This is a genomic window from Candidatus Poribacteria bacterium (assembly GCA_026702755.1).
Lineage (GTDB): Bacteria > Poribacteria > WGA-4E > WGA-4E > WGA-3G > WGA-3G.
On the sequence record JAPPBX010000106.1, the window covers coordinates 25,691 to 44,191 of the forward strand.

At 47.5% G+C, this 18,501-nt stretch carries 19 protein-coding genes; 12 read left to right on the top strand and 7 right to left on the bottom strand.

What is annotated here, in order from left to right; genetic code table 11:
* Positions 1–5 precede the first annotated feature (5 nt).
* Positions 6–449: a rhodanese-like domain-containing protein gene (locus OXH39_21210; protein MCY3552987.1), complete on the bottom strand. Its 444-nt coding sequence runs from the start codon at positions 447–449 to the stop codon at positions 6–8.
* A 130-nt stretch (positions 450–579) separates the two neighbouring features.
* Positions 580–2,505 carry a TonB-dependent receptor gene (locus OXH39_21215; GenBank protein ID MCY3552988.1) on the bottom strand — a complete coding sequence of 642 codons (1,926 nt, stop codon included), beginning with the start codon at positions 2,503–2,505 and terminating at the stop codon, positions 580–582.
* Positions 2,506–2,738: 233 nt separating this feature from the next.
* Here OXH39_21215 and OXH39_21220 point away from each other — a divergent pair, with 233 nt between their 5' ends.
* The 7 genes from OXH39_21220 to OXH39_21250 all read left to right on the top strand — a co-directional run bounded on the left by OXH39_21220 (position 2,739) and on the right by OXH39_21250 (position 9,582).
* The gene (locus tag OXH39_21220; GenBank protein ID MCY3552989.1) at positions 2,739–3,140 is read left to right on the top strand and encodes a hypothetical protein; all 402 of its coding nucleotides are present in this window, start codon (positions 2,739–2,741) and stop codon (positions 3,138–3,140) included.
* A gap of 308 nt (positions 3,141–3,448) precedes the next feature.
* Positions 3,449–3,994 carry a translation initiation factor IF-3 gene (gene infC, locus OXH39_21225; GenBank protein ID MCY3552990.1) on the top strand — a complete coding sequence of 182 codons (546 nt, stop codon included), beginning with the start codon at positions 3,449–3,451 and terminating at the stop codon, positions 3,992–3,994.
* A gap of 106 nt (positions 3,995–4,100) precedes the next feature.
* Complete coding sequence (gene rpmI / locus OXH39_21230; protein MCY3552991.1) at positions 4,101–4,295, top strand: 50S ribosomal protein L35; 195 nt, start codon at positions 4,101–4,103, stop codon at positions 4,293–4,295.
* An 88-nt stretch (positions 4,296–4,383) separates the two neighbouring features.
* Positions 4,384–4,731: a 50S ribosomal protein L20 gene (gene rplT / locus OXH39_21235; GenBank protein ID MCY3552992.1), complete on the top strand. Its 348-nt coding sequence runs from the start codon at positions 4,384–4,386 to the stop codon at positions 4,729–4,731.
* Between the two features lie 448 nt (positions 4,732–5,179).
* Positions 5,180–6,196: a phenylalanine--tRNA ligase subunit alpha gene (gene pheS, locus OXH39_21240; protein ID MCY3552993.1), complete on the top strand. Its 1,017-nt coding sequence runs from the start codon at positions 5,180–5,182 to the stop codon at positions 6,194–6,196.
* 103 nt (positions 6,197–6,299) lie between these two features.
* Entirely contained in the window at positions 6,300–8,741 is a 2,442-nt protein-coding gene (gene pheT / locus OXH39_21245) for a phenylalanine--tRNA ligase subunit beta (GenBank protein ID MCY3552994.1), read from the top strand.
* Between the two features lie 4 nt (positions 8,742–8,745).
* Positions 8,746–9,582 carry a class I SAM-dependent methyltransferase gene (locus OXH39_21250; GenBank protein ID MCY3552995.1) on the top strand — a complete coding sequence of 279 codons (837 nt, stop codon included), beginning with the start codon at positions 8,746–8,748 and terminating at the stop codon, positions 9,580–9,582.
* Between the two features lie 55 nt (positions 9,583–9,637).
* Here OXH39_21250 and OXH39_21255 read toward each other — a convergent pair whose 3' ends face one another.
* The 5 genes from OXH39_21255 to OXH39_21275 form a co-directional block, all read right to left on the bottom strand.
* Complete coding sequence (locus OXH39_21255; GenBank protein ID MCY3552996.1) at positions 9,638–10,579, bottom strand: histone deacetylase; 942 nt, start codon at positions 10,577–10,579, stop codon at positions 9,638–9,640.
* 487 nt (positions 10,580–11,066) lie between these two features.
* Entirely contained in the window at positions 11,067–11,423 is a 357-nt protein-coding gene (locus OXH39_21260; GenBank protein MCY3552997.1) for a type II toxin-antitoxin system HicB family antitoxin, read from the bottom strand.
* Positions 11,424–11,426: 3 nt separating this feature from the next.
* The gene (locus tag OXH39_21265) at positions 11,427–11,666 is read right to left on the bottom strand and encodes a type II toxin-antitoxin system HicA family toxin (GenBank protein ID MCY3552998.1); all 240 of its coding nucleotides are present in this window, start codon (positions 11,664–11,666) and stop codon (positions 11,427–11,429) included.
* Positions 11,667–11,719: 53 nt separating this feature from the next.
* The gene (locus tag OXH39_21270) at positions 11,720–13,192 is read right to left on the bottom strand and encodes an SAM-dependent DNA methyltransferase (protein ID MCY3552999.1); all 1,473 of its coding nucleotides are present in this window, start codon (positions 13,190–13,192) and stop codon (positions 11,720–11,722) included.
* A gap of 89 nt (positions 13,193–13,281) precedes the next feature.
* Positions 13,282–14,052, bottom strand: coding sequence for a LamG domain-containing protein (locus tag OXH39_21275; protein ID MCY3553000.1), 771 nt, complete (start codon positions 14,050–14,052; stop codon positions 13,282–13,284).
* Between the two features lie 234 nt (positions 14,053–14,286).
* On the opposite strand from OXH39_21275, the gene OXH39_21280 reads away from it, so the two are divergent.
* The 5 genes from OXH39_21280 to OXH39_21300 are packed head-to-tail and all read left to right on the top strand — an operon-like array spanning position 14,287 to position 18,321.
* Positions 14,287–15,585, top strand: coding sequence for an anaerobic sulfatase maturase (locus tag OXH39_21280; protein MCY3553001.1), 1,299 nt, complete (start codon positions 14,287–14,289; stop codon positions 15,583–15,585).
* A gap of 29 nt (positions 15,586–15,614) precedes the next feature.
* Positions 15,615–16,202: an AAA family ATPase gene (locus OXH39_21285; protein ID MCY3553002.1), complete on the top strand. Its 588-nt coding sequence runs from the start codon at positions 15,615–15,617 to the stop codon at positions 16,200–16,202.
* On the top strand, positions 16,202–16,432 hold the full coding sequence (locus OXH39_21290) for a hypothetical protein (protein MCY3553003.1): 231 nt from the start codon (positions 16,202–16,204) through the stop codon (positions 16,430–16,432). Before OXH39_21285 ends, OXH39_21290 begins: the two co-directional genes overlap by 1 nt.
* A complete protein-coding gene (locus OXH39_21295) occupies positions 16,426–17,199 on the top strand; it encodes a sugar phosphate isomerase/epimerase (protein ID MCY3553004.1) in 774 nt (257 codons plus the stop codon). Before OXH39_21290 ends, OXH39_21295 begins: the two co-directional genes overlap by 7 nt.
* 15 nt (positions 17,200–17,214) lie before the next feature.
* Positions 17,215–18,321, top strand: coding sequence for a hypothetical protein (locus tag OXH39_21300; protein ID MCY3553005.1), 1,107 nt, complete (start codon positions 17,215–17,217; stop codon positions 18,319–18,321).
* The last annotated feature ends 180 nt before the right edge of the window (positions 18,322–18,501 follow it).

An 18,501-nucleotide genomic window follows, 5' to 3' on the forward strand; every position in this document is an offset into this window, starting at 1 on the left:
CGCGATTAATATCGCAGAATTCGCGTATCAATTTCCTGCGCCCACCGATCAATACCACCGACTAAACTCTTTGCCGATTTAAAACCGAGCTGTTGCAAAAGGAACGCCGCATCAAGGCTCCGCATACCCCAATGGCAATAGACGATAACCTCAACGCCCGGGGTAATCTCGCCACAACGCCTCGGCAGCTCACCGAAGGGAATCCACATAGCACCGTCGAGGTGAACCATCTGATATTCCCACTCCTCCCGAACGTCTAACAAAACGAAACGGACATCTTTGTCCATCATGTCTTTGAGCTGATCTGGTGCGATCGTATACGTATCCGATTCCAAGGGAAGGATCGCTTCTGCGACGCTGGGCGCGACCTTCGGCAGCTTTCGATCCCGAAAACTTCTAATATACTGTCGCCAGCTTCTCTTGAGTGATTTTTTAATACGCTTGAACATTTTACTTTTCTTGAAGGTCGGTGAGATTCACAAAAAATAGGTTCATCATTCAGGAAAAATCGCGATCCAGAGATTATCTCTACAAAGTCCAGAGATTATCTCTACAAAGAAAGACTACAGTCCTATGCCCTCAGAAGGTTACCGTAACCCCAAGTGTGGGAACAATCGGAAAGAGCGGCTCTTCCTCAATAGCACACTCAACAATAGTATTCGTCCCTTCGTCTCGGACTTCACTAAAGGCGTACTGATCCAGATTCGCATGGTTATATAAGTTTAAAATCTGGAAATACCAAGACAGCTCCCACCTTCGATTGGAACTCCGTTTCGTAATACGAAAATCGAGACTATGATATGCAGGCATTCGCGCCGAGTGCACATCACCAAACTGCCGATCACAAGTGATACCGCCATTGGATAACCGGACTCCGCTATGAATCAACGGCGTTCTCGGTTCGCCTGTATGGAAACGCCAACTGAGATAAAGGTGCCAAGTCGGCGCAAACTGATAACTACTACTGATAGCGAAAGAATGTCGTCGATCATATTGGCGGAAGCGTTTGATCTTATTAGCAATCTCTTCAGCGATACCGAACGCATAGCCGAGTGTCCACGTCAATCGAGTTGAAACCGCATGCGTCATGAAGACATCAACACCTTTGGCATCCGCAGATTCAGGTGAGGTAAAAACTTGATTCTGTCGTCCGAACTCGCGGAGTCGTCCGACAAGATTATTAAAGGTGTTGTAATATCCTTCAACGCGCACCAAGAAACGACTGGTAGGCGTATACTCGACTCCGAGAATATGATGCACGGCTCGCTCCGCTCGCCCGACAGTTTCAATGCCATCCTCTACCGGAACTCCCATCAGGTGAACAGGTTGGTGATAAATCCCCCAGGCCCCTCTTAGGGTGAGGCTTTTTGTCGGTTTTACAGCGAGCATCACCCGTGGTCCGACCTCATAACGCTGGATACCCTCCTCACGATAATCCTGATAGAGATAACGCCCACCAACATTGAGCGCGAATTTAGGATGCAGCTGCCACTCATCTTGTAGAAACAGATCTATTTCACTTCCACTGCCATCAATATCAGCGAGAATTGGCTTGTAGATACTTATACCTGCCTGCCGTTCCTGAACATCGTATTGATACTGCGCGGTCAACCAACGCCATGTAACACCACTACGAAAGGTGTGTTTGTCGAAAAGGGTTGCCGTAAGTTCGGCTTTGGTACCGAAAAATCGGAAATCGCGATTATCAAAATCCGCTTTCCCTGTTGTTCTATCCTGACTGGAGGTACCAGCGAAAACAAAGAGATCCGTCCAATGTGAACTACCAAACGTCCGCCGCCATTTCACCCAAGCCGTCGAATTGTCGTATTGGGAATCTAAATTATTGTCTACATCGTCCACACGAATCCGATTTTTATCCCAACCGTACAACCCATTAAGTGTAACTGTATCTGTCGGTGTCACCTGATACGTCAGTTTGCTATAGACATCAGCATATTGTGGTTTATAGTTTTCGTCAATATCCATAAGCATGAGAATCAGGTCAATATACCCACGACGGGCGGATAGAAGCCAACTCCCTGTTTCGGAGAGAGGTCCCTCAAGAGCGGCAGTCGCATTAATTAGATCGACACCAAAGTTCGCAGCGAATTTTTCGGTGTTTGGTGTCCTTGTCGTGATGTCAAAAACACCGGACATCTTCTCTCCATATTCTGCGGGGAATCCACCTATCAATAACTCAGTGTTTTGAACAAGTTCCAGACCTATCAGCGAGACAGCCCCACCAAAGTCCTGAAGATGATAAGGATTATAAAGTTCCATCCCATCTAATCTAACCGAAATATCGTCCTTTTCCCCCCCTCGGACACTGAACCGCGTGCTATAATCGCTCGAAACCACTCCGGGAAAAACATGCCCCGCGCGCATGACATCATTGTCAATTAATGGAAAACGCTCAATCGCCTCCTTAGAGAGGGAAATTTTTGCCGAGGTGCCGTCGTAAATCGTAAATCGACCGGGGGTTACCACAATTCTTTCCAATTGCACGGGAGCATCCTCTTCCTCTGCCAGGACAGTAAACAAACCCACTAACCCAAAAAACAGAGCACAAAAAACCAAATACGCTGGATATCGAAAATTGGCACTGAACATGTTGCACCTCAGAGTTCTAACTTCCCGCCCTTATATGGCAATTATAGCACATTTTTACAGGGACTGTCAATTAGGAACCAACAAGCATTTTCAGGCAAAGTTGCTATTTAAACTGGAGTGTGATATAATTGAAAATACGAATCGAGGTTGTATATCATAAATTTGGATCAAACATGGGAACTGCTTTTAAAAAAGTTATCATCGTTTTTATCGGGTTCATCGTGATTTTGGGAGGAGTTTTGATCGGGGTCATCCGACATTACTCCCAATACGGGTCGATCCCGGAGACGATACAGATGGTAGACTTTTCAGGGATCTTGCTATCAGTTTTAGGCGCGTGTACCCTGAGTTTGGTAAGTGTTGCGTTAACTTTCTGGTTAGCACGCGCGTGGGTAAGTGAACACCCCGAACTTGGCGAACAGATTATCCGGCTTGCCCTTGTCGTCAGTATCAGTTTTATCGTTGTTTTCGGAGGATTAGCAGGTGGATTGGTTGTTTTACGGACTTTGTGGACAATCGGTTTTTTTTAACTTGCATTTCTGTTACTGATATGGTATAATTAGTTAATTCATTCGGATGTCCGGCTTCTAATGACAGATGAGCCAATACTTGGCTTGTCATTTCCTGAACCTGTTGAAGTTAACGTTTTTGACGTGCTTCACAACGTCCGAGTCGATACAAAACGTTTTGTAGATAGAGTTCATCTTGTATACCGAAGCACAACGAATAAGTTGATCGCTTTCGTTTTAATATGGGTTTGCAAACGGTACTTTACAGTTAACATGGGCTTGCAAGCGGCGCACTATAGCGGTAGCGCCTTTACTTGGGGGTGTGAAAAATACACTACAAAGGCAGACGTACACAGAGGACGAAGGAAAGACAGAGTCGTTCCAATTATCAGATTCGAGCCAAAGAGATTTTAGTGATAGATCACGAGAACAAGCAGTTAGGAGTCATGTCTCCCCGCGATGCCATGAAACTTGCCGAAGAGGTCGGATTGGATTTGGTCGAGGTTTCACCGAACGCCACTCCGCCGGTTTGTAAGATTATGGATTACGGGAAGTATCAGTATGAAAAAAACAAACGCGCTCGTGAGGCTCGAAAGAAACAGACGAAGGTGGTACTGAAAGGAATGCAATTCCGTCCAGATACTGCCGAACACGACTACCAGTTCAAGAAACGGCATGTAGAGGATTTCCTCAAAAATGGCTGGAAGGTGCGCGCAACTGTCCGATTTCGCGGACGCGAGATGCTCCATACTGAGCTTGGCAAGAATTTACTCGCGCGCCTCAAAGACGATCTTGGAGAACTTGCTGATGTGGAACAACCTCCACGCTTGGAGACCCGCATCATGTCAATGATCCTCGCGCCGAAATCTGCGTAATATTTCTGTCGTTGCATTCGTGTTTCTTCCCGTAATTTTTTATAGGGGCGACCCACCGGTCACGACACTTTCTTTTTGTAGCCGCGACCCCTGGAAGGATATTTTAATGCCGAAAATTAAAACGCATAAAGGCGCGTCGAAACGTTTCAAATTCACATCAAAAGGTAGAATTCGTCGCAATCGCGCTTATGCAGGACACCTGTTCATTTCAAAATCAGCAAAGCGCAAACGCAGACTGCGACAAGCAACCCTTGTTGATTCCAGCAACGAGAAACGTTTGAAACGCCTCATTCATAAATAAATCGTGAATACCCGGTATCTACGCGCGTATCCGGGTGAATTGTGGATGCGATCACTGATAACATTGATGGTCGCAATAGGAGCTTTAAATGGCACGAGTAAAAACAGGGAGTGTCCGCCGTAAACGCCGTAGCCGGATACTTAAGCATTCCAAAGGCTATCGCGGGGGCAGGAATAACCTCAAGCGAACCGCTAAAGAAGCGGTAGAGAAAGGTTGGAACCACGCCTATGCACATAGACGTGCACGGAAACGCGATTTTCGGCGACTTTGGATTGCAAGGATTAACGCCGCCGCCAGATTGCACGGACTCACCTATAGCCGGTTTATCCATGGACTCAAAACCGCCGGTATTGAACTGGATCGAAAAGTCCTCGCCGACATCGCAGTGAATGACGAGGCTGGTTTCGGGCAGCTTGTTACCCTCGCAAAAGGGTAGGCTAACACAACTGCCGTTAATTTGCATATCGTAACGAATTAATACATAAAAAGCTACGAAGGGACCTATGTAAGTAGTTGAGATCTCTCAACCAGAGAGACCGTGTCATCGGCTGGAAGCACGGTTTTGAGAGCAACTACTGAATTTCATCCTGGAGCTGTTTGAAAAGAAATAATGAAGCGGACAGATTCCACGAATCTGTCAAGCGGGGTGGTACCGCGGAAGTAGATGTCTATCGCTTTCGTCCCCATAAGGAAATCAATCCTTATGGAGCGAAGTGATAGGCGTTTTTTTATGGTTGTCGGTTGTTGGTAACTTGTTTGTGGTGGTAAAGATACTCTCGCTTGCTACACGATTAACTGATGCCTAAAAGTCTACACAACAAGTGGACTGACAACTATGCCTGTGACATCCTTTAACTCTGAGAGCCAAAAAAACAGAGGTAACTATGAAGGCAGAATTACAAGCGATTCAAGCAGAAGCCCTTGAAGCTTTGAAATCGGTGCAAACATCGGACGCGCTTGAATCGCTCAGGATTACGTATTTCGGACGTAGGGGAAAACTAACCGATGTCATGAAAGGCATGGGTAAACTTTCCAAAGAGGAGCGTCCAATAATTGGCAAACTCGCAAATGAGGTCCGTGCTACGCTCACAGAAGCATTCGAGGAGGCGACGCAGGCATTGCATCGTCAACAACAGGAACAGCAGCTTGAAGCAGAAGCCGTTGACATCACCCTTCCCGGACGGAAGCCTGCTTACGGGAAAGCACACCCTATCATGCAGACCTTGGAACGGATTGAGGCGATTTTCTGTCAAATGGGGTTTGAAGTAGTGACAGGACCGAACATTGAGACCGAGTATTACAACTTCGATGCCCTGAATACGCCTGCTGACCACCCCGCTCGCGACTTACATGATACCTTTTACCTAACGGATGGACGCCTCTTGCGTACGCATAATTCGCCTGTTCAGATCCGCACCATGGAAAATCAGAAACCACCCGTCCGAATTATCGTACCGGGGAAATGCTATCGTGTAGATTATGATGTCTCACACACACCGATGTTCCATCAGGTAGAAGGACTTCTCGTGGATACGCACGCCACTTTTAGTGAGTTAAAGGGGATTCTAACCGCCTTCGCACGGCAGATGTTTGGCGACCAGACCCAGATGCGGTTCCGTCCGCATTTCTTTCCTTTCACAGAGCCGAGTGCAGAGATGGATATCTCGTGTGCTGTCTGTCAGGGAAAAGGGTGTCGGAGTTGTGGTGGCACCGGGTGGGTCGAAATCCTTGGTGCAGGTGCTGTTGATCCAGCGGTATTTGAAGCCGTGAACTACGATCCAGATCAGGTCACAGGATTCGCCTTCGGTATAGGGGTGGAGCGGATGGCGAACCTCCAATTCCGTATCCCGGACATCCGCACCCTCTATGAGAACGATCTCCGTTTCTTACGTCAGTTTTAGAAGGAGGAAGCGCGTAAAGTTAGCAAGTGTGCTAAAGTCTGTAAAGTTGCTTCGGACCCATGTACAACTTTAGCTCACCTTAGAACACTTTACGGACTTTATCATGAACGTAACCCTGAATTGGCTTAAAACTTACATCGACTTTGACCTTTCTCCAAGTGAACTCGCTGATCGACTAACGATGTTAGGGATTGAGGTTGAATCCATCAAGCAGCTCGGAGCTGGACTTGAAGGTGTCATCGTCGGCAGTATTTCCTCTATTCGACCACATCCAAATGCTGACAAACTCGTTCTTTGTCAGGTAGATGTTGGCGAGGCGGAAGAACTCCAGATCGTTTGCGGGGCACCGAACGCCCGAGAGGCCATGCTTGCCCCCGTCGCTACAATCGGGGCGACACTGCCCATCGGTTTAACAATCAAAAGCGCGAAACTGCGCGGCGAAACTTCGCAAGGAATGCTCTGCTCTGAAAAGGAATTAGGACTCTCTGACGATGCCGCCGGTTTAATGGAATTGCCAGCGGATACGCCTCTCGGTACACCGCTCTCAGAGGCTCTCGGATTGGACGATGTTGTGTTTGAACTGGAAATTACCCCTAACCGTCCCGATTGCCTCAGCCTGATCGGTGTCGCTCGCGAAATCCGAGCGGAAACCGGAAATCCCTTAAAACTTCCATCTGGCGATCTGAAGGAAAGTGAAACCGATATCCAAGAACTAACCTCCGTGACGATCGACGCGCCAGATCTCTGCCCGCGTTACGCAGCACGCGTCATTCAAGGTGTTAAAGTAGGGGAATCCCCTGCATGGCTGCAACAACGGCTTGAATCTGTGGGTATCGGTGTTATTAACAACATTGTTGATATTACAAACTTCGTCTTGATGGAGTACGGGCAACCCCTTCATGCCTTCGATTATCACAAACTCACAGCCGTTAAATATGGGCTTGCAAGCTGCGCCCTGAGGCGTATCGTTGTGCGCCGCGCAGCGGACGGTGAACACCTAACAACGCTTGACGAAGTTGAACGCGAACTCACCGCTGATATGCTCGTCATCGCTGATGCCGAAAAGCCCGTTGCACTCGCTGGAATTATGGGTGGCTACGATTCCGAGATCACCGAAACGACCCGCGATGTCCTACTGGAGAGTGCTTACTTTAATCCGTCAAGTGTTCGTGCTACCGCAAAAGCATTGGGCATAAGCACAGAAGCCTCCTATAGATTTGAACGTGGTGCCGATCCGGGCGTAGTCATTACAGCTCTTGACCGCGCAGCGCAACTCATCGCCGAGTTGGCAGGCGGCACCGTCTGTGAAGGTGTCGTTGATGTCTACCCGGGACAGCAGCCCTTAACCCGAATTCAACTGCGTCCCGAACGCGTCAATTTCGTATTAGGGACTACAATTGAAACGGCGGAAATGGTGCAGATTTTGAATCGTCTCGACTTTGATGTAGAAACTTCAGGGGATGTTTATCAGGTCACTGTACCGACGTTCAGGTCAGACGTTACCCGCGAAATCGACCTCATTGAGGAAATCGCACGGGTCTACGGCTATGACAATATCCCGACAACACTGCCCAAAGGCGATATTCCCATACCACCGCCAAACCCAAAGACAGAAGTGCACAACCGCATAAAGCGTTTTCTCCTCGCTGCCGGAATGATGGAGGTGGTGAACTACAGTTTTTGTGATCCGAACTGCTTTGACAAAATTCGGTTGAATGCGAATGATCCGCTTCGTGATACCCTGAAACTCCGAAACCCGTTAAGCCCCGAAATGTCGGTGCTCCGCACAACACTGCTGCCAAGTCTACTGGAGAACGCGCAACACAACCGCAATCACCAGATAGATACTATCACACTCTTTGAAATAGGAAGCATCTTCATCGGCAATGACGAAAACGGTAGAATAGAGACACTTGAACCGGCGCGCGTTACAGGTATCCTCGCCGGACAGATTGGAGAAGGCATCTACAGCAACCCGTACCGACAACCGGATTTCTTCGACATCAAAGGGCTCGTAGAGGGTATACTCGAAGTGTGCGGCATTGTTGATTACACATTGCAGAAGACGGACATGCCAATCTTCCATCCGGGCAGAAATGCAGAGGTACTATTGGACGATAGGCGAATCGGAACTTTCGGAGAAGCGCATCCAACAGTTCTCGAAAACTACGATTTACCGTATAAGGCTTATCTCTTTGAGTTCGACCTTGAAGGCTTAGTGGACACTGCTGTGTTTGCCAAACGTTTCGAGCCGATTTCCATCTATCCTAAGGTTGCGCGTGACCTTGCGATTGTCGTAGATAAGGAGATATTGTCAGATATGCCGACAGAACTTATCTACACGACGGGTGGAGACATCGTAGAATCGGTTCGTCTGTTCGATGTCTATGAGGGGGAACAGGTACCGGAGGGGAAGAAGAGTCTCGCCTATACCATCACCTATCATTCCGCAACCGAGACCTTGACAGACAAAGCCGTCAATGCCCTTCACAACAAGGTTGTTGAACGTCTCAATCAGGAACTTGGTGCGGAACTACGGATGTAGGGTTATGCAGGCACACCGGATAAAAAACCTATTTTCTGTCATCGCGCGTCATTACGACTTTCTCAACTCGCTGTTAAGTTTGAAACGCGACAGAAGTTGGCGGCACGAAACCGTTAAGGTCAGTGATGTCAAACCGGCGAGCAAGGTGTTAGATGTCTGTACAGGTACAGGTGAACTTGCCCTTGCATACTCGGACAAAATTGGGGCGGAGGGTTTTGTCATCGGTTCAGATTTCTGCTTCGAGATGCTCGTTATCGGAAATCAGAAAGTCGGAACTGGAAGAGGGGAACAAAAGAGAGGAAGGATGGAAGAGGGGAAGGATGGGGACCCCAACCTTCCACCTTTCCACCCTTCCAGTCCAACGCCTTCCCTCCTTCCAACCCCTTCTGCCAGCCCCCGTTTCCTGGCAGCGGATACCCTCATTCTGCCCTTTCTGGACGATACCTTCGATGTTGTCTCTGTAGGTTTCGGGATTCGGAACGTTGCGGATTTAGAAATGGGGATACGTGAGATGACACGCGTTGCTGCGCCGGGAGGTCGAGTCGTTATCTTGGAGTTTACACAACCCGTAAATCCACTATTTCGGAGTCTCTACTATTTCTATTTCACGAAGATTTTACCTTTCATCGGGAACTTAATCTCACGCAACAAAGACGATGCGTACGGGTATCTCCCCCGTTCAGTTATGAAATTCCCGGATTGTGATGCTCTGAAAACGGTAATGGAGCAGTGTGGATTGATGGATGTACAGTATTACCGAAAAACGTTCGGTATCGTGGCAATTCACGTTGGTAAGAAACCTGATAAGGCATCGTCTGAATCAGGATTTACAGGATTATAAGACTTTCAGGATTGTGAAAGCAGCAGGTATGTGTTTATGGTAGCGATGTTTTCTCTTATGCCTTCACCAAACGCTCTACATGTGCCACAACGGACTCGGACACCCCCTCTAAACTATAGCCACCTTCCAATGCCGAGACAACACGCCCTGATGCGGTCTCTTCGGCAAACTCAAGAATTAGGTCCGTCAGTGCGGCAAATCCGTCCGCTGTGAGTTCAGTTCCGGCGAGCGGATCCAGGTAGTGTGCATCGAAGCCTGCCGAAATTAATATGACTTCCGGTGAAAAATCTTGTAAGACGGGGATGAGAACATCCGTAAAGACCGCGGTGTATTCGCTATCACCACTCCCTGTAGGCATCGGTACATTCAGCGTTGTACCATGCGCTTTTCCGTTACCACGCTCGCGACTTGAACCCGTCCCGGGATAGAGCGGTGACTGGTGGATAGAGAAAAAGAAGACCGTCTCATCTTCATAAAAAATGTCTTGTGTGCCGTTCCCGTGATGAACATCCCAGTCAACAATCGCAACTTTCCCGATCCCGTGTTCACGCTGAAGATACCGAGCAGCAATCGCGATGTTGTTGAATAAGCAAAAACCCATGCTTTGTCCCTGCGTAGCGTGGTGTCCCGGTGGACGCACCATAGCAAAAGCATTTTTCACGGTTCCCGTTGCGACTGCATCCGCCACACGCAGGACACCACCTGTCGAAAGCAGCGCAATATCAAACGATTCGTGACAAACGGTGGTGTCGTAAGTGAGCGGGATTTCTCGTTCGCAGTGTTGCTGGATATGTGCTGGATAGGCAGGATTGTGTGCGTAACAGAGTTGATCTACGCTTGCCGGAATAGGTTCAATAGCGTGCAATTGGTCCCAGATGTCGCTTTCCTGAAGTGCTGCTAAACTCGCGCGGAGCCGGTCTGGTCGCTCTGGGTGTCCCGGACCGGTATCGTGATTAAGGTAGTCTGGATGATAGGCGAACCCTGTTTTTTGTGTCATAACCGTTTTTTCTCGTGTATTCAATGCGTACAGGTGTAAAGAGGCAATAGGCAGCACCAACATTTCAAGGGAGGCTATTGGGCATTACATAAAGTTTTGTTTACAGAAAGAAGATCAATTTCCTTACGCAGGCGAGAGTTAGCGTCATTATCTCGATGGACGCAGATGCAATTAACCCCGTGCCTTCTTATGCAAGGCAACTTCTGGTGATTTGGAATTCTCTCTTTTAACGAACTTGTTTGGCCAATGTATAGAAACGTGTGTGCGCCCTTCCCATCTAAACCCACGCTCCGCTTAGAGAAGATGTAGACCCCGCCAGCAGAATTAAAAATTGTATCCGTAGTATAAACCTCAAAGGCATAGATCCCGAATTTGCCCTTAAATGTCGCGTCAGTTATTTTTCCCACGTTGTCCTCCTCTCTGTTCAATTTTATCATACTGAAAGCACAGCATTGAGTAACGGTTTCAGCTCTGTTGTTAAGGAAATTCAAGGGCAAGTTACAGTCCAATCAAACTGCCAAGTTGGATGTATATTTCCAGGGAAAGGTTCGTACTCATGAATTACATTGTTAATGTCAATATCGAATGGATCTTCTTGCTGCTGCGTTCCACCTTCAAAAAGTACAGATGAGTGTGCATCTGAGCTGGGCTGAGGCACCTCATCGCCGTACTGTTTTGATGTTTCTATCCAACAGAACATCGCGTCCTTCCCGTTGGTTATCGCTTCATCAATTGTCTCTCCATCAGAGATACACCCCGGCAAGTCAGGAAATTCAATTAGATAACCACCGCCTTCTTCAGGTGGCAGTATACTTATCTTAAACGGATACTCAAACTTTCTCATAATTTATCTCTCTAACTGATCAATTGCCTGCACAAGTTGTCGAATATATGCTGCTTTTATCGGGCGACGAGCGGGAATAGTCAGTCGTTCTCCCGAATCGTGGCGTAGTGTGACATGGCTACTGCCACCTCTCGGTCGGTTCATTGAAAATCCATATCGCTCTGCTAACGTCTCAATATGAGTAATCCGCCAGTCATCATGTGGATTATTTCTCATTCTTTCCAGCAATTTGTCTCGGCGCATGGAAATAGGACTCCGCCCAGCATTATCTTCCGTACCACTGTTGTTCGGCTGTACTATTCACGAAATAGAATTTTTTTCATTTTACCCGGTTGTGCCCAATTGCATTTACCCGCGCCGTTGAGCTGCCGTAATAGCGTCGGAATCTCAGGATCTTCAAGGGCACTCTTAATCCTTTGTGCGCTACCTTCAGACCAGCAAGGAATAAATGCATGCATCGATTGGTTGCCCTGCCAAACCCGTCCATCTATGCCACTTAACACAATTGGACGAAATTGTCTTTTTCCATACGCTTCCCATATTACTTTGAAAGGCGCGAACGAATAGGGACCGACACCGAACAATGCCCACCAATATCCTCTATCAATAGCCGATCGGAGGAGCGTTCCCCGTCGAGTTTGTAAGACTTCTTGCGCACTCTCAAGATAATCCTTTAAGGCGGTATGCTCTTGAATCTGATGCCACGACATCGGCTTTCCAGTTTGCTGATGATACGGTAGAAGTATCCACTTGCGGGGAGATGATGAAGCGTCTTGCTGCCAGATATCCTTTGTCGCGAGCGGATATAGAAACTCTTCAGGAAGATCCGAAGGCTTGTCCTGAAAAATAAAAATGCCATTGGCACCACATGTATTCACACCTTGTCGAGGCACTTGCGTCGGCGACAAGTTAATGTCAAGCCTTGGATCTGTTTTCAGTTGATTAAGGTGCCGAACGACCCGCCATGGGTCTGCCAAATCTTTAAGTGGTACCGCATTGTGTTCAGTCCATTTTCCGTGTGATTCTCTGAAATATGAAACTGGGAAAATCTGGCGCATATCGCACCGGAATTTGGCACAGCAGTATGACGTGTTAATGCCTTTAAACACCTGGGACGACGTGAATTCGTAGACCGTATCCACAGCAAAGTCACGTTGATTCGCGCTGTAGTTTCTAAAACCTCTATGCGCGCCATCACCGAAAAAGAGAGATAGAGGCAGATAGAAATACCCAACCCCACCCTTTTTGAGTAATCTACCAAGAACAATCTTTAAAACGAGTGCTGCTATATCAATACGGGAAGAGCCTAAGAGCAACTGCTGCTTGTCTGGCACCAGTTCCTCTGTGAGGAAAAAAGGCTTTACACGCGTTTTGTAATCCGATGGTAGATCTCCGAAATTCGCCCACGGTGGATTACCGACAAGAATGTCATACTTTCTCGCGTGCGATTCCATAATCACATCTTGGCAGAAGAATTGCGTCACTGGAAAGTCAATACCAAATTCTTGCTTAACCTTCTTTCTAAACCACGCCAGATGTGCAGCGTTCATTTCAATGAGCGTTAAGCGGGACAAGCGTTCTGGGGTGATAGGGATACCTTTGCCCCTTGCGATATGGAGCAGTGCAAGTACAAACGAGCCCCTCCCCGCAGTTGGATCACAGATATGTGCGCCATCAAGCCACGCCTCGAAGATGGCCCACCTGTTGATGAGCCATTCTGCCCACTTCAGTGGCGTAAAAACCTCTCCAATTCCAGTCGATTTATCCATGTAGGAGCGACCTTCACGTCGCGATTCTTTGTTGCCGAGACAATTCCCGAACCGCGACCTTCTGCTTAATTCGCCTTTCCATTATCAACTTATCGGGAAGTCTTTACCCGTGCCCAAGTTGTCGCCAATTTGCCTTCCGGTTCAACAGCGAAAGCCTCATCCCAACCATTCAACAATTGTGCAATCTCATCAGCCTCAAGGGCGCGACTGAGAATGACAATCTCGTCAATGCCACCGGTGAAAGACTCTGGTCCGAATTTAAGTTGCAAAGTCTGTCCTGCGGCGACCTTGCCACCCCATTCCGGCTTCCAATCTGCCTTACCGGAATCCAATGCCCCTTTTTTACTTTCGGGTTCACCATCAACGTACATCTCAACATTTTTACCGTCATAAGTTCCAGCAACATGGTGCCACTTTCCCTGTTCCAGTTCTGTTTTGCCGTAGAACCCGGGTGTAATTCCATTGGCTGTCCAAACTCTGAAGGAGAAGCCATCAGGAATTGGTTCACCACCGGACTGGTCCTCCAGCAGATAGGCACCATTTTTTCTGACACCGGTATCTGAATCGGCATCTACTCGGAACCAAGCTGCAACAGTCAATTCGTCACTGACGCTCTGGATGCTTTTTGAATCTTGGACGTCAATGCTGCCACCGCCCCCAGCGACGACGGCTTTACCAAATTTGCCGTTCTCAAATTTAAAATTTCCAACAATCTTTCCATCATTGTCGTTGCCCGATGAGTCTTTAACGTCGCCTTCAAAGAGCCATACACCAACAATCGCTGGATCGTCTTCTTCTAATGCCCATGAACCGGCGCAAAAACATAAGAGTAATGCGACACCTATACTCAACAATTTCATTCTGAATTCCTCCATGAGATACGAAAATCCCAAAGTCTTATTGGGTAAAAAATCTTAAGATGTTAAGTGAACAGGTTTCCCTGTATTCCCATTGTACAAAACATTATAACACGTTTCTTTTTCTTCTGCCAGAAGCATTTTACATTTTCTCTTGTAGATTCACACGGAATATGCTAAACTTTAACGCATGTTTGGAATCCGTACTATAAGGTCACGCAAGAAGAGGACAATCAGATGGTTCAACACAATGCCCCGCGCGCATTTCATGTAATGACAAAGCCGATCGGACCGATATGTAATCTGGATTGCGAGTATTGTTTCTATCTCGATAAAGAGAAACTTTACCCCGAAACGCGCTCCTTCCGAATGAATGATGCGATTTTGGAAAATTACGTCAAACAATACATTGAGGCACAAGAGGTCAACGAAGTCACATTCGCATGGCAAGGCGGCGAGCCTACATTGATGGGTGTGGATTTCTTCCGACAAGCAATCAGATACCAGCAGAAATACAGACGTCCCGGCATGCAGATTCAGAATTCGTTTCAGACAAACGCCACACTCCTTGACGATGAATGGGGAGAGTTTTTTAAGCGGAACAAATTTCTAATCGGCGTAAGTATCGACGGACCGCCGGAAACTCACGATAAATACCGCTACGATAAACGCGGTAGACCCTCCTCCGAGCAAGTAATCAAGGGGTTGCGTGTTTTGCAGAAACACAACGTCGATTATAATATACTGTGTGTCGTCAATAAACACAACGCCGAGTATCCCAAGGAAGTCTATAACTACTTCAAAGAGCTTGGCGCAGAGTTTATGCAGTTCATTCCTGCAGTTGAGCATTTCGGTGGAAAAAACGTGTCCCCGCGTTCCGTTACGGCACGGCAGTACGGTAAATTTCTGTGTGCCATCTTCGATGAATGGGTCGTGAACGACATTGGCAGAATTTTCGTCCAGATTTTCGATGTGGCGTTAGAGGCGTGGTTGGGCTATAACCCAAGTCTCTGTGTTTTCAATGAAACCTGCGGTGATGCCCTCGCTATTGAGCATAACGGGGATTTCTACTCTTGCGATCATTTCGTTACGCCCGACTACCACGTTGGGAACATTGAGGAGAACACTATTGCTGAGATGGTGGATTCAACGTTCCAACGCAAATTCGGGACCGATAAACGAGATACGCTCCCCGAATACTGCCGAAGCTGCGAAGTGAAGTTCGTCTGTAATGGCGGTTGTCCGAAAAACCGATTCATCAAAACGCCCACGGGTGAAGACGGTTTGAACTACCTCTGTGCTGGCTATAAGCAATTTTTCAATCACATCGACGAACCGATGAAGATGATGGCTGCTGCACTGCAAGCAGGACGACCTGCAAATAGCATCATGCCGATTCTACGGCAGCGTCGGCAGGAAAAAGCACAAGGCAACACCCCGATAGCCGCAAAAGTCTCACAGAAAGTCGGACGGAACTCACCGTGTCCGTGTGGCAGCGGTCGAAAGTATAAACAGTGTTGTTTAAACAAAACGTAAGCCAGCCTCCTGCGTGAAAGGGCACAATTTTGTCAAAAAATGTAATAGTCGTAGCGGGTCCAAACGGGTCCGGCAAAACGACGTTTGTTTCCGAATATCTTCGAGAGTCAGAGATTTCTGAATACATCAGTGCCGATGCAATCGCGGAAAGACTGGTATCCCGACCGGAGGACATGGACAGCGTCAAAATTCAGGCAGGTCGGCTCTTTATACGAGAAATCCATGGGCTTATCCAATCAGGGACAGATTTTATTGTAGAGGTGACGCTTGCTGGAAAAGGGTTTGCAAGAACTATCTCTCAATTGAAACGTGCTGGCTATACAGTCACAATCGTCTTTATTTTTCTTAAATCCCCTGAGACGAGCGTTGCTCGTGTGCGAAATCGAGTAAGTGCTGGCGGACACCATGTGCCAACAGAAGATGTTGTGCGTCGCTTCTACCGGAGCAAGCAAAACTTTTGGAACACTTATAGAAACCTGGTAGATCAGTGGCACATGTTTTACAATTCTGTGGAATATTTTCAGGCGGTTGCCTTTGGTAAATACAATCAGGTTACAGTGATAAACGAAGATTATTTTCAACTGTTTATACGAGACCTTCATGATGGAGAAGCATAATGCACCAAGACAAATCGGATTCTGTTGATATTCATAAACAGACCCTCGAACTCCTACGAATCGGCAATCGCGCTGTTAAAAGAGCACAAGAGGAGAACCGCAAAAAAGGGATTCCGAATGTGTATGATTTCAACGGGCATCTTTACTATGAACTCCCTAATGGTGAACTAACGAAAGAAGACCCGTATCCGTTATCAAAAGAAACGGATTCAAAAGAGGAAAAATGTTAACTGTCTGTTACGATCCGTACTCGGGTACATTAGGTAGGTTTGCGCGTGCCGAGGTATTTGAACTTGTCGCTGAGGCAGGCTACGAAGGCATCAACATTCCTGTCCATTCTGGTTTTCTCGGTGAACTCTCAACTGCCGAGATAGACGACGCGGTAAACCTCGCCGAAAAACACGAACTTGTCGCACCAACAATCGGCTTCGGTAATCACATTTTGACAACCCCTGCCCGAAAAGATGAGGCGTTGCAACACTTTGAGATTGTCCTTGAAGTCGCTCGACGATTCCACGCCGATGTCATCGGCGTGTGGGTGAATCCATCAGAGGGTGTGTCGCGACAAGAATCTCTGGACGCACTCGCCGATAATCTGTCTCAGATGATTCCCTCTTGCAATGAAAACGGAATGAAGATCGCGCTTGAATTTGAGAAAGGATGTCCGCTTGATAACTATCGCGAAGGTATCGCATTTATCAAGGACACAGGGTTGTCAGTCTATTTGACCTGTGACACATACCATCTTTTCAACGATGGTGCTGAACCGCACACAGCGGCACACGCGATGAAGGCATGCCTCGGTGATGTACATATATCGGGAAGCAATCGCGGTGAACCCGGTGGCGGCGTTTTCGATTTTGAAACGTTTGCGCAAGGCTTGAAGGAGATCGGTTTTTCAGGTCCGCTCGTTGTTCAGTATAAGATGGAGGATGTAGCAAGCATCAAACGCAGCTGCGAATTTACCAAAAAGTTTCGAGCGATGATACAAGCATAGAGAGGAGATTGCGGAATGAGACAGGTTGTTTTTTTAATTTTTGTCCTTACCTTTATAATTGGACACGTTCATGCACATGTGACGGGACATCCATCGGCTGAAACGGAAAACTTTCAATTCGTTGCACACCATGAAGCACCTGATATGAAACTCACCAGCGGGCAGGGCGCGCTTAAGTTCAAAGTTCTTTATACGCGCGACCATTTCCCCGCAGAAGTCGTCGCCGCAATTGACAAAGCACACGGTGGGTTCGACGTGGATCGGCGAGATGGACAAGGTGAAACTTACTTCGCACTCCCCGGCGTTGGTATTATCCAAATTAGTGCTGATCTGAAAACAACGCGACTGATTGAAACACCTGCTGGGCTAAAACCGGCGAATGCGCACTATGTAACCGTCTGGACGACCGCTGCTGGTACCCCCTACCTCTCTTTTCCTGCTAATGATGTCGGTAAAATCTTCACGACAACCATGGATGGAAAGCTCGTTCATACGCTGGAAGCACCTGACGCAATGACGGATTTCAAACATCAGGCAGTCAACACCTATTTCAGTGAGGGAGGTAAGTTTGTACCCACTGGCGTAACACATATTGACGGAATGCTTTACGTTACAACAGGTTACTCTGATTTAGACTACATTCTCGGAGCGAAACTCACAAGTCTTGAACCCCTTAAGGCAAGTTGGTATCCGTTGGCGTTCGGTGGCAAAGGCGATGAACCCGGGCAATTCGGGACAGGACATCACATTACAGTGCCTTATGGAACCAATCGATTGGATGCTTCCGATCGGGCGAACGCAGAAATCGAACGTTATTCACCGGACGGCACCTATCTGGAGACGCTTTCGCTTATCAAAGGCTCATTTCCATGTAGTATTGATTACGAGGCAGGGTATGCTGTCGTTGCGTGTCTCTTCGGACCGAACAGAGATAAAGGCGCGCCGCTTTATATATTGGAGGGAAATAATCTCGTCTCAACCGTTATGCTAAAAGAAGAGTTAGGGGTAGAGACCTTCCAGCATCTGCACGGCGCAGTGATCCGCAAAATTGATGGCAAGTTCTATATTATTGCACAATCGTGGAATCCTGGGGATATTGTCATCTTGGAACAGGTAATGTAGAACACAAGAGTAGGGTACTATACAAAATTTATTCTCATAAGTCTCTTATAGATATGTTTTGTAAGCGTCTCTCTTTCACAATTTGCAAAGAGGGCGTTTGCAAAAGGGGCAGTCCTCCGCAAAATGTACGGAACGTTATTAGAGCTTTTCCGCTTCTCTGGTAAGCTTAATAAACTTCTG

Excerpts from the sequence above, each read along its gene's own strand:
- OXH39_21300 (MCY3553005.1), top strand. The coding sequence starts at position 17,215 with ATGAGACAGGTTGTTTTTTTAATTTTTGTCCTTACCTTTATAATTGGA.
- OXH39_21280 (MCY3553001.1), top strand. The coding sequence starts at position 14,287 with ATGGTTCAACACAATGCCCCGCGCGCATTTCATGTAATGACAAAGCCG.
- pheS (MCY3552993.1), top strand. The coding sequence starts at position 5,180 with ATGAAGGCAGAATTACAAGCGATTCAAGCAGAAGCCCTTGAAGCTTTG.
- OXH39_21290 (MCY3553003.1), top strand. The coding sequence starts at position 16,202 with ATGCACCAAGACAAATCGGATTCTGTTGATATTCATAAACAGACCCTC.
- OXH39_21275 (MCY3553000.1), bottom strand. The coding sequence starts at position 14,052 with ATGAAATTGTTGAGTATAGGTGTCGCATTACTCTTATGTTTTTGCGCC.
- OXH39_21255 (MCY3552996.1), bottom strand. The coding sequence starts at position 10,579 with ATGACACAAAAAACAGGGTTCGCCTATCATCCAGACTACCTTAATCAC.
- OXH39_21250 (MCY3552995.1), top strand. The coding sequence starts at position 8,746 with ATGCAGGCACACCGGATAAAAAACCTATTTTCTGTCATCGCGCGTCAT.
- OXH39_21295 (MCY3553004.1), top strand. The coding sequence starts at position 16,426 with ATGTTAACTGTCTGTTACGATCCGTACTCGGGTACATTAGGTAGGTTT.
- rpmI (MCY3552991.1), top strand. The coding sequence starts at position 4,101 with ATGCCGAAAATTAAAACGCATAAAGGCGCGTCGAAACGTTTCAAATTC.
- OXH39_21260 (MCY3552997.1), bottom strand. The coding sequence starts at position 11,423 with ATGAGAAAGTTTGAGTATCCGTTTAAGATAAGTATACTGCCACCTGAA.
- pheT (MCY3552994.1), top strand. The coding sequence starts at position 6,300 with ATGAACGTAACCCTGAATTGGCTTAAAACTTACATCGACTTTGACCTT.
- OXH39_21270 (MCY3552999.1), bottom strand. The coding sequence starts at position 13,192 with ATGGATAAATCGACTGGAATTGGAGAGGTTTTTACGCCACTGAAGTGG.
- OXH39_21265 (MCY3552998.1), bottom strand. The coding sequence starts at position 11,666 with ATGCGCCGAGACAAATTGCTGGAAAGAATGAGAAATAATCCACATGAT.
- rplT (MCY3552992.1), top strand. The coding sequence starts at position 4,384 with ATGGCACGAGTAAAAACAGGGAGTGTCCGCCGTAAACGCCGTAGCCGG.
- OXH39_21210 (MCY3552987.1), bottom strand. The coding sequence starts at position 449 with ATGTTCAAGCGTATTAAAAAATCACTCAAGAGAAGCTGGCGACAGTAT.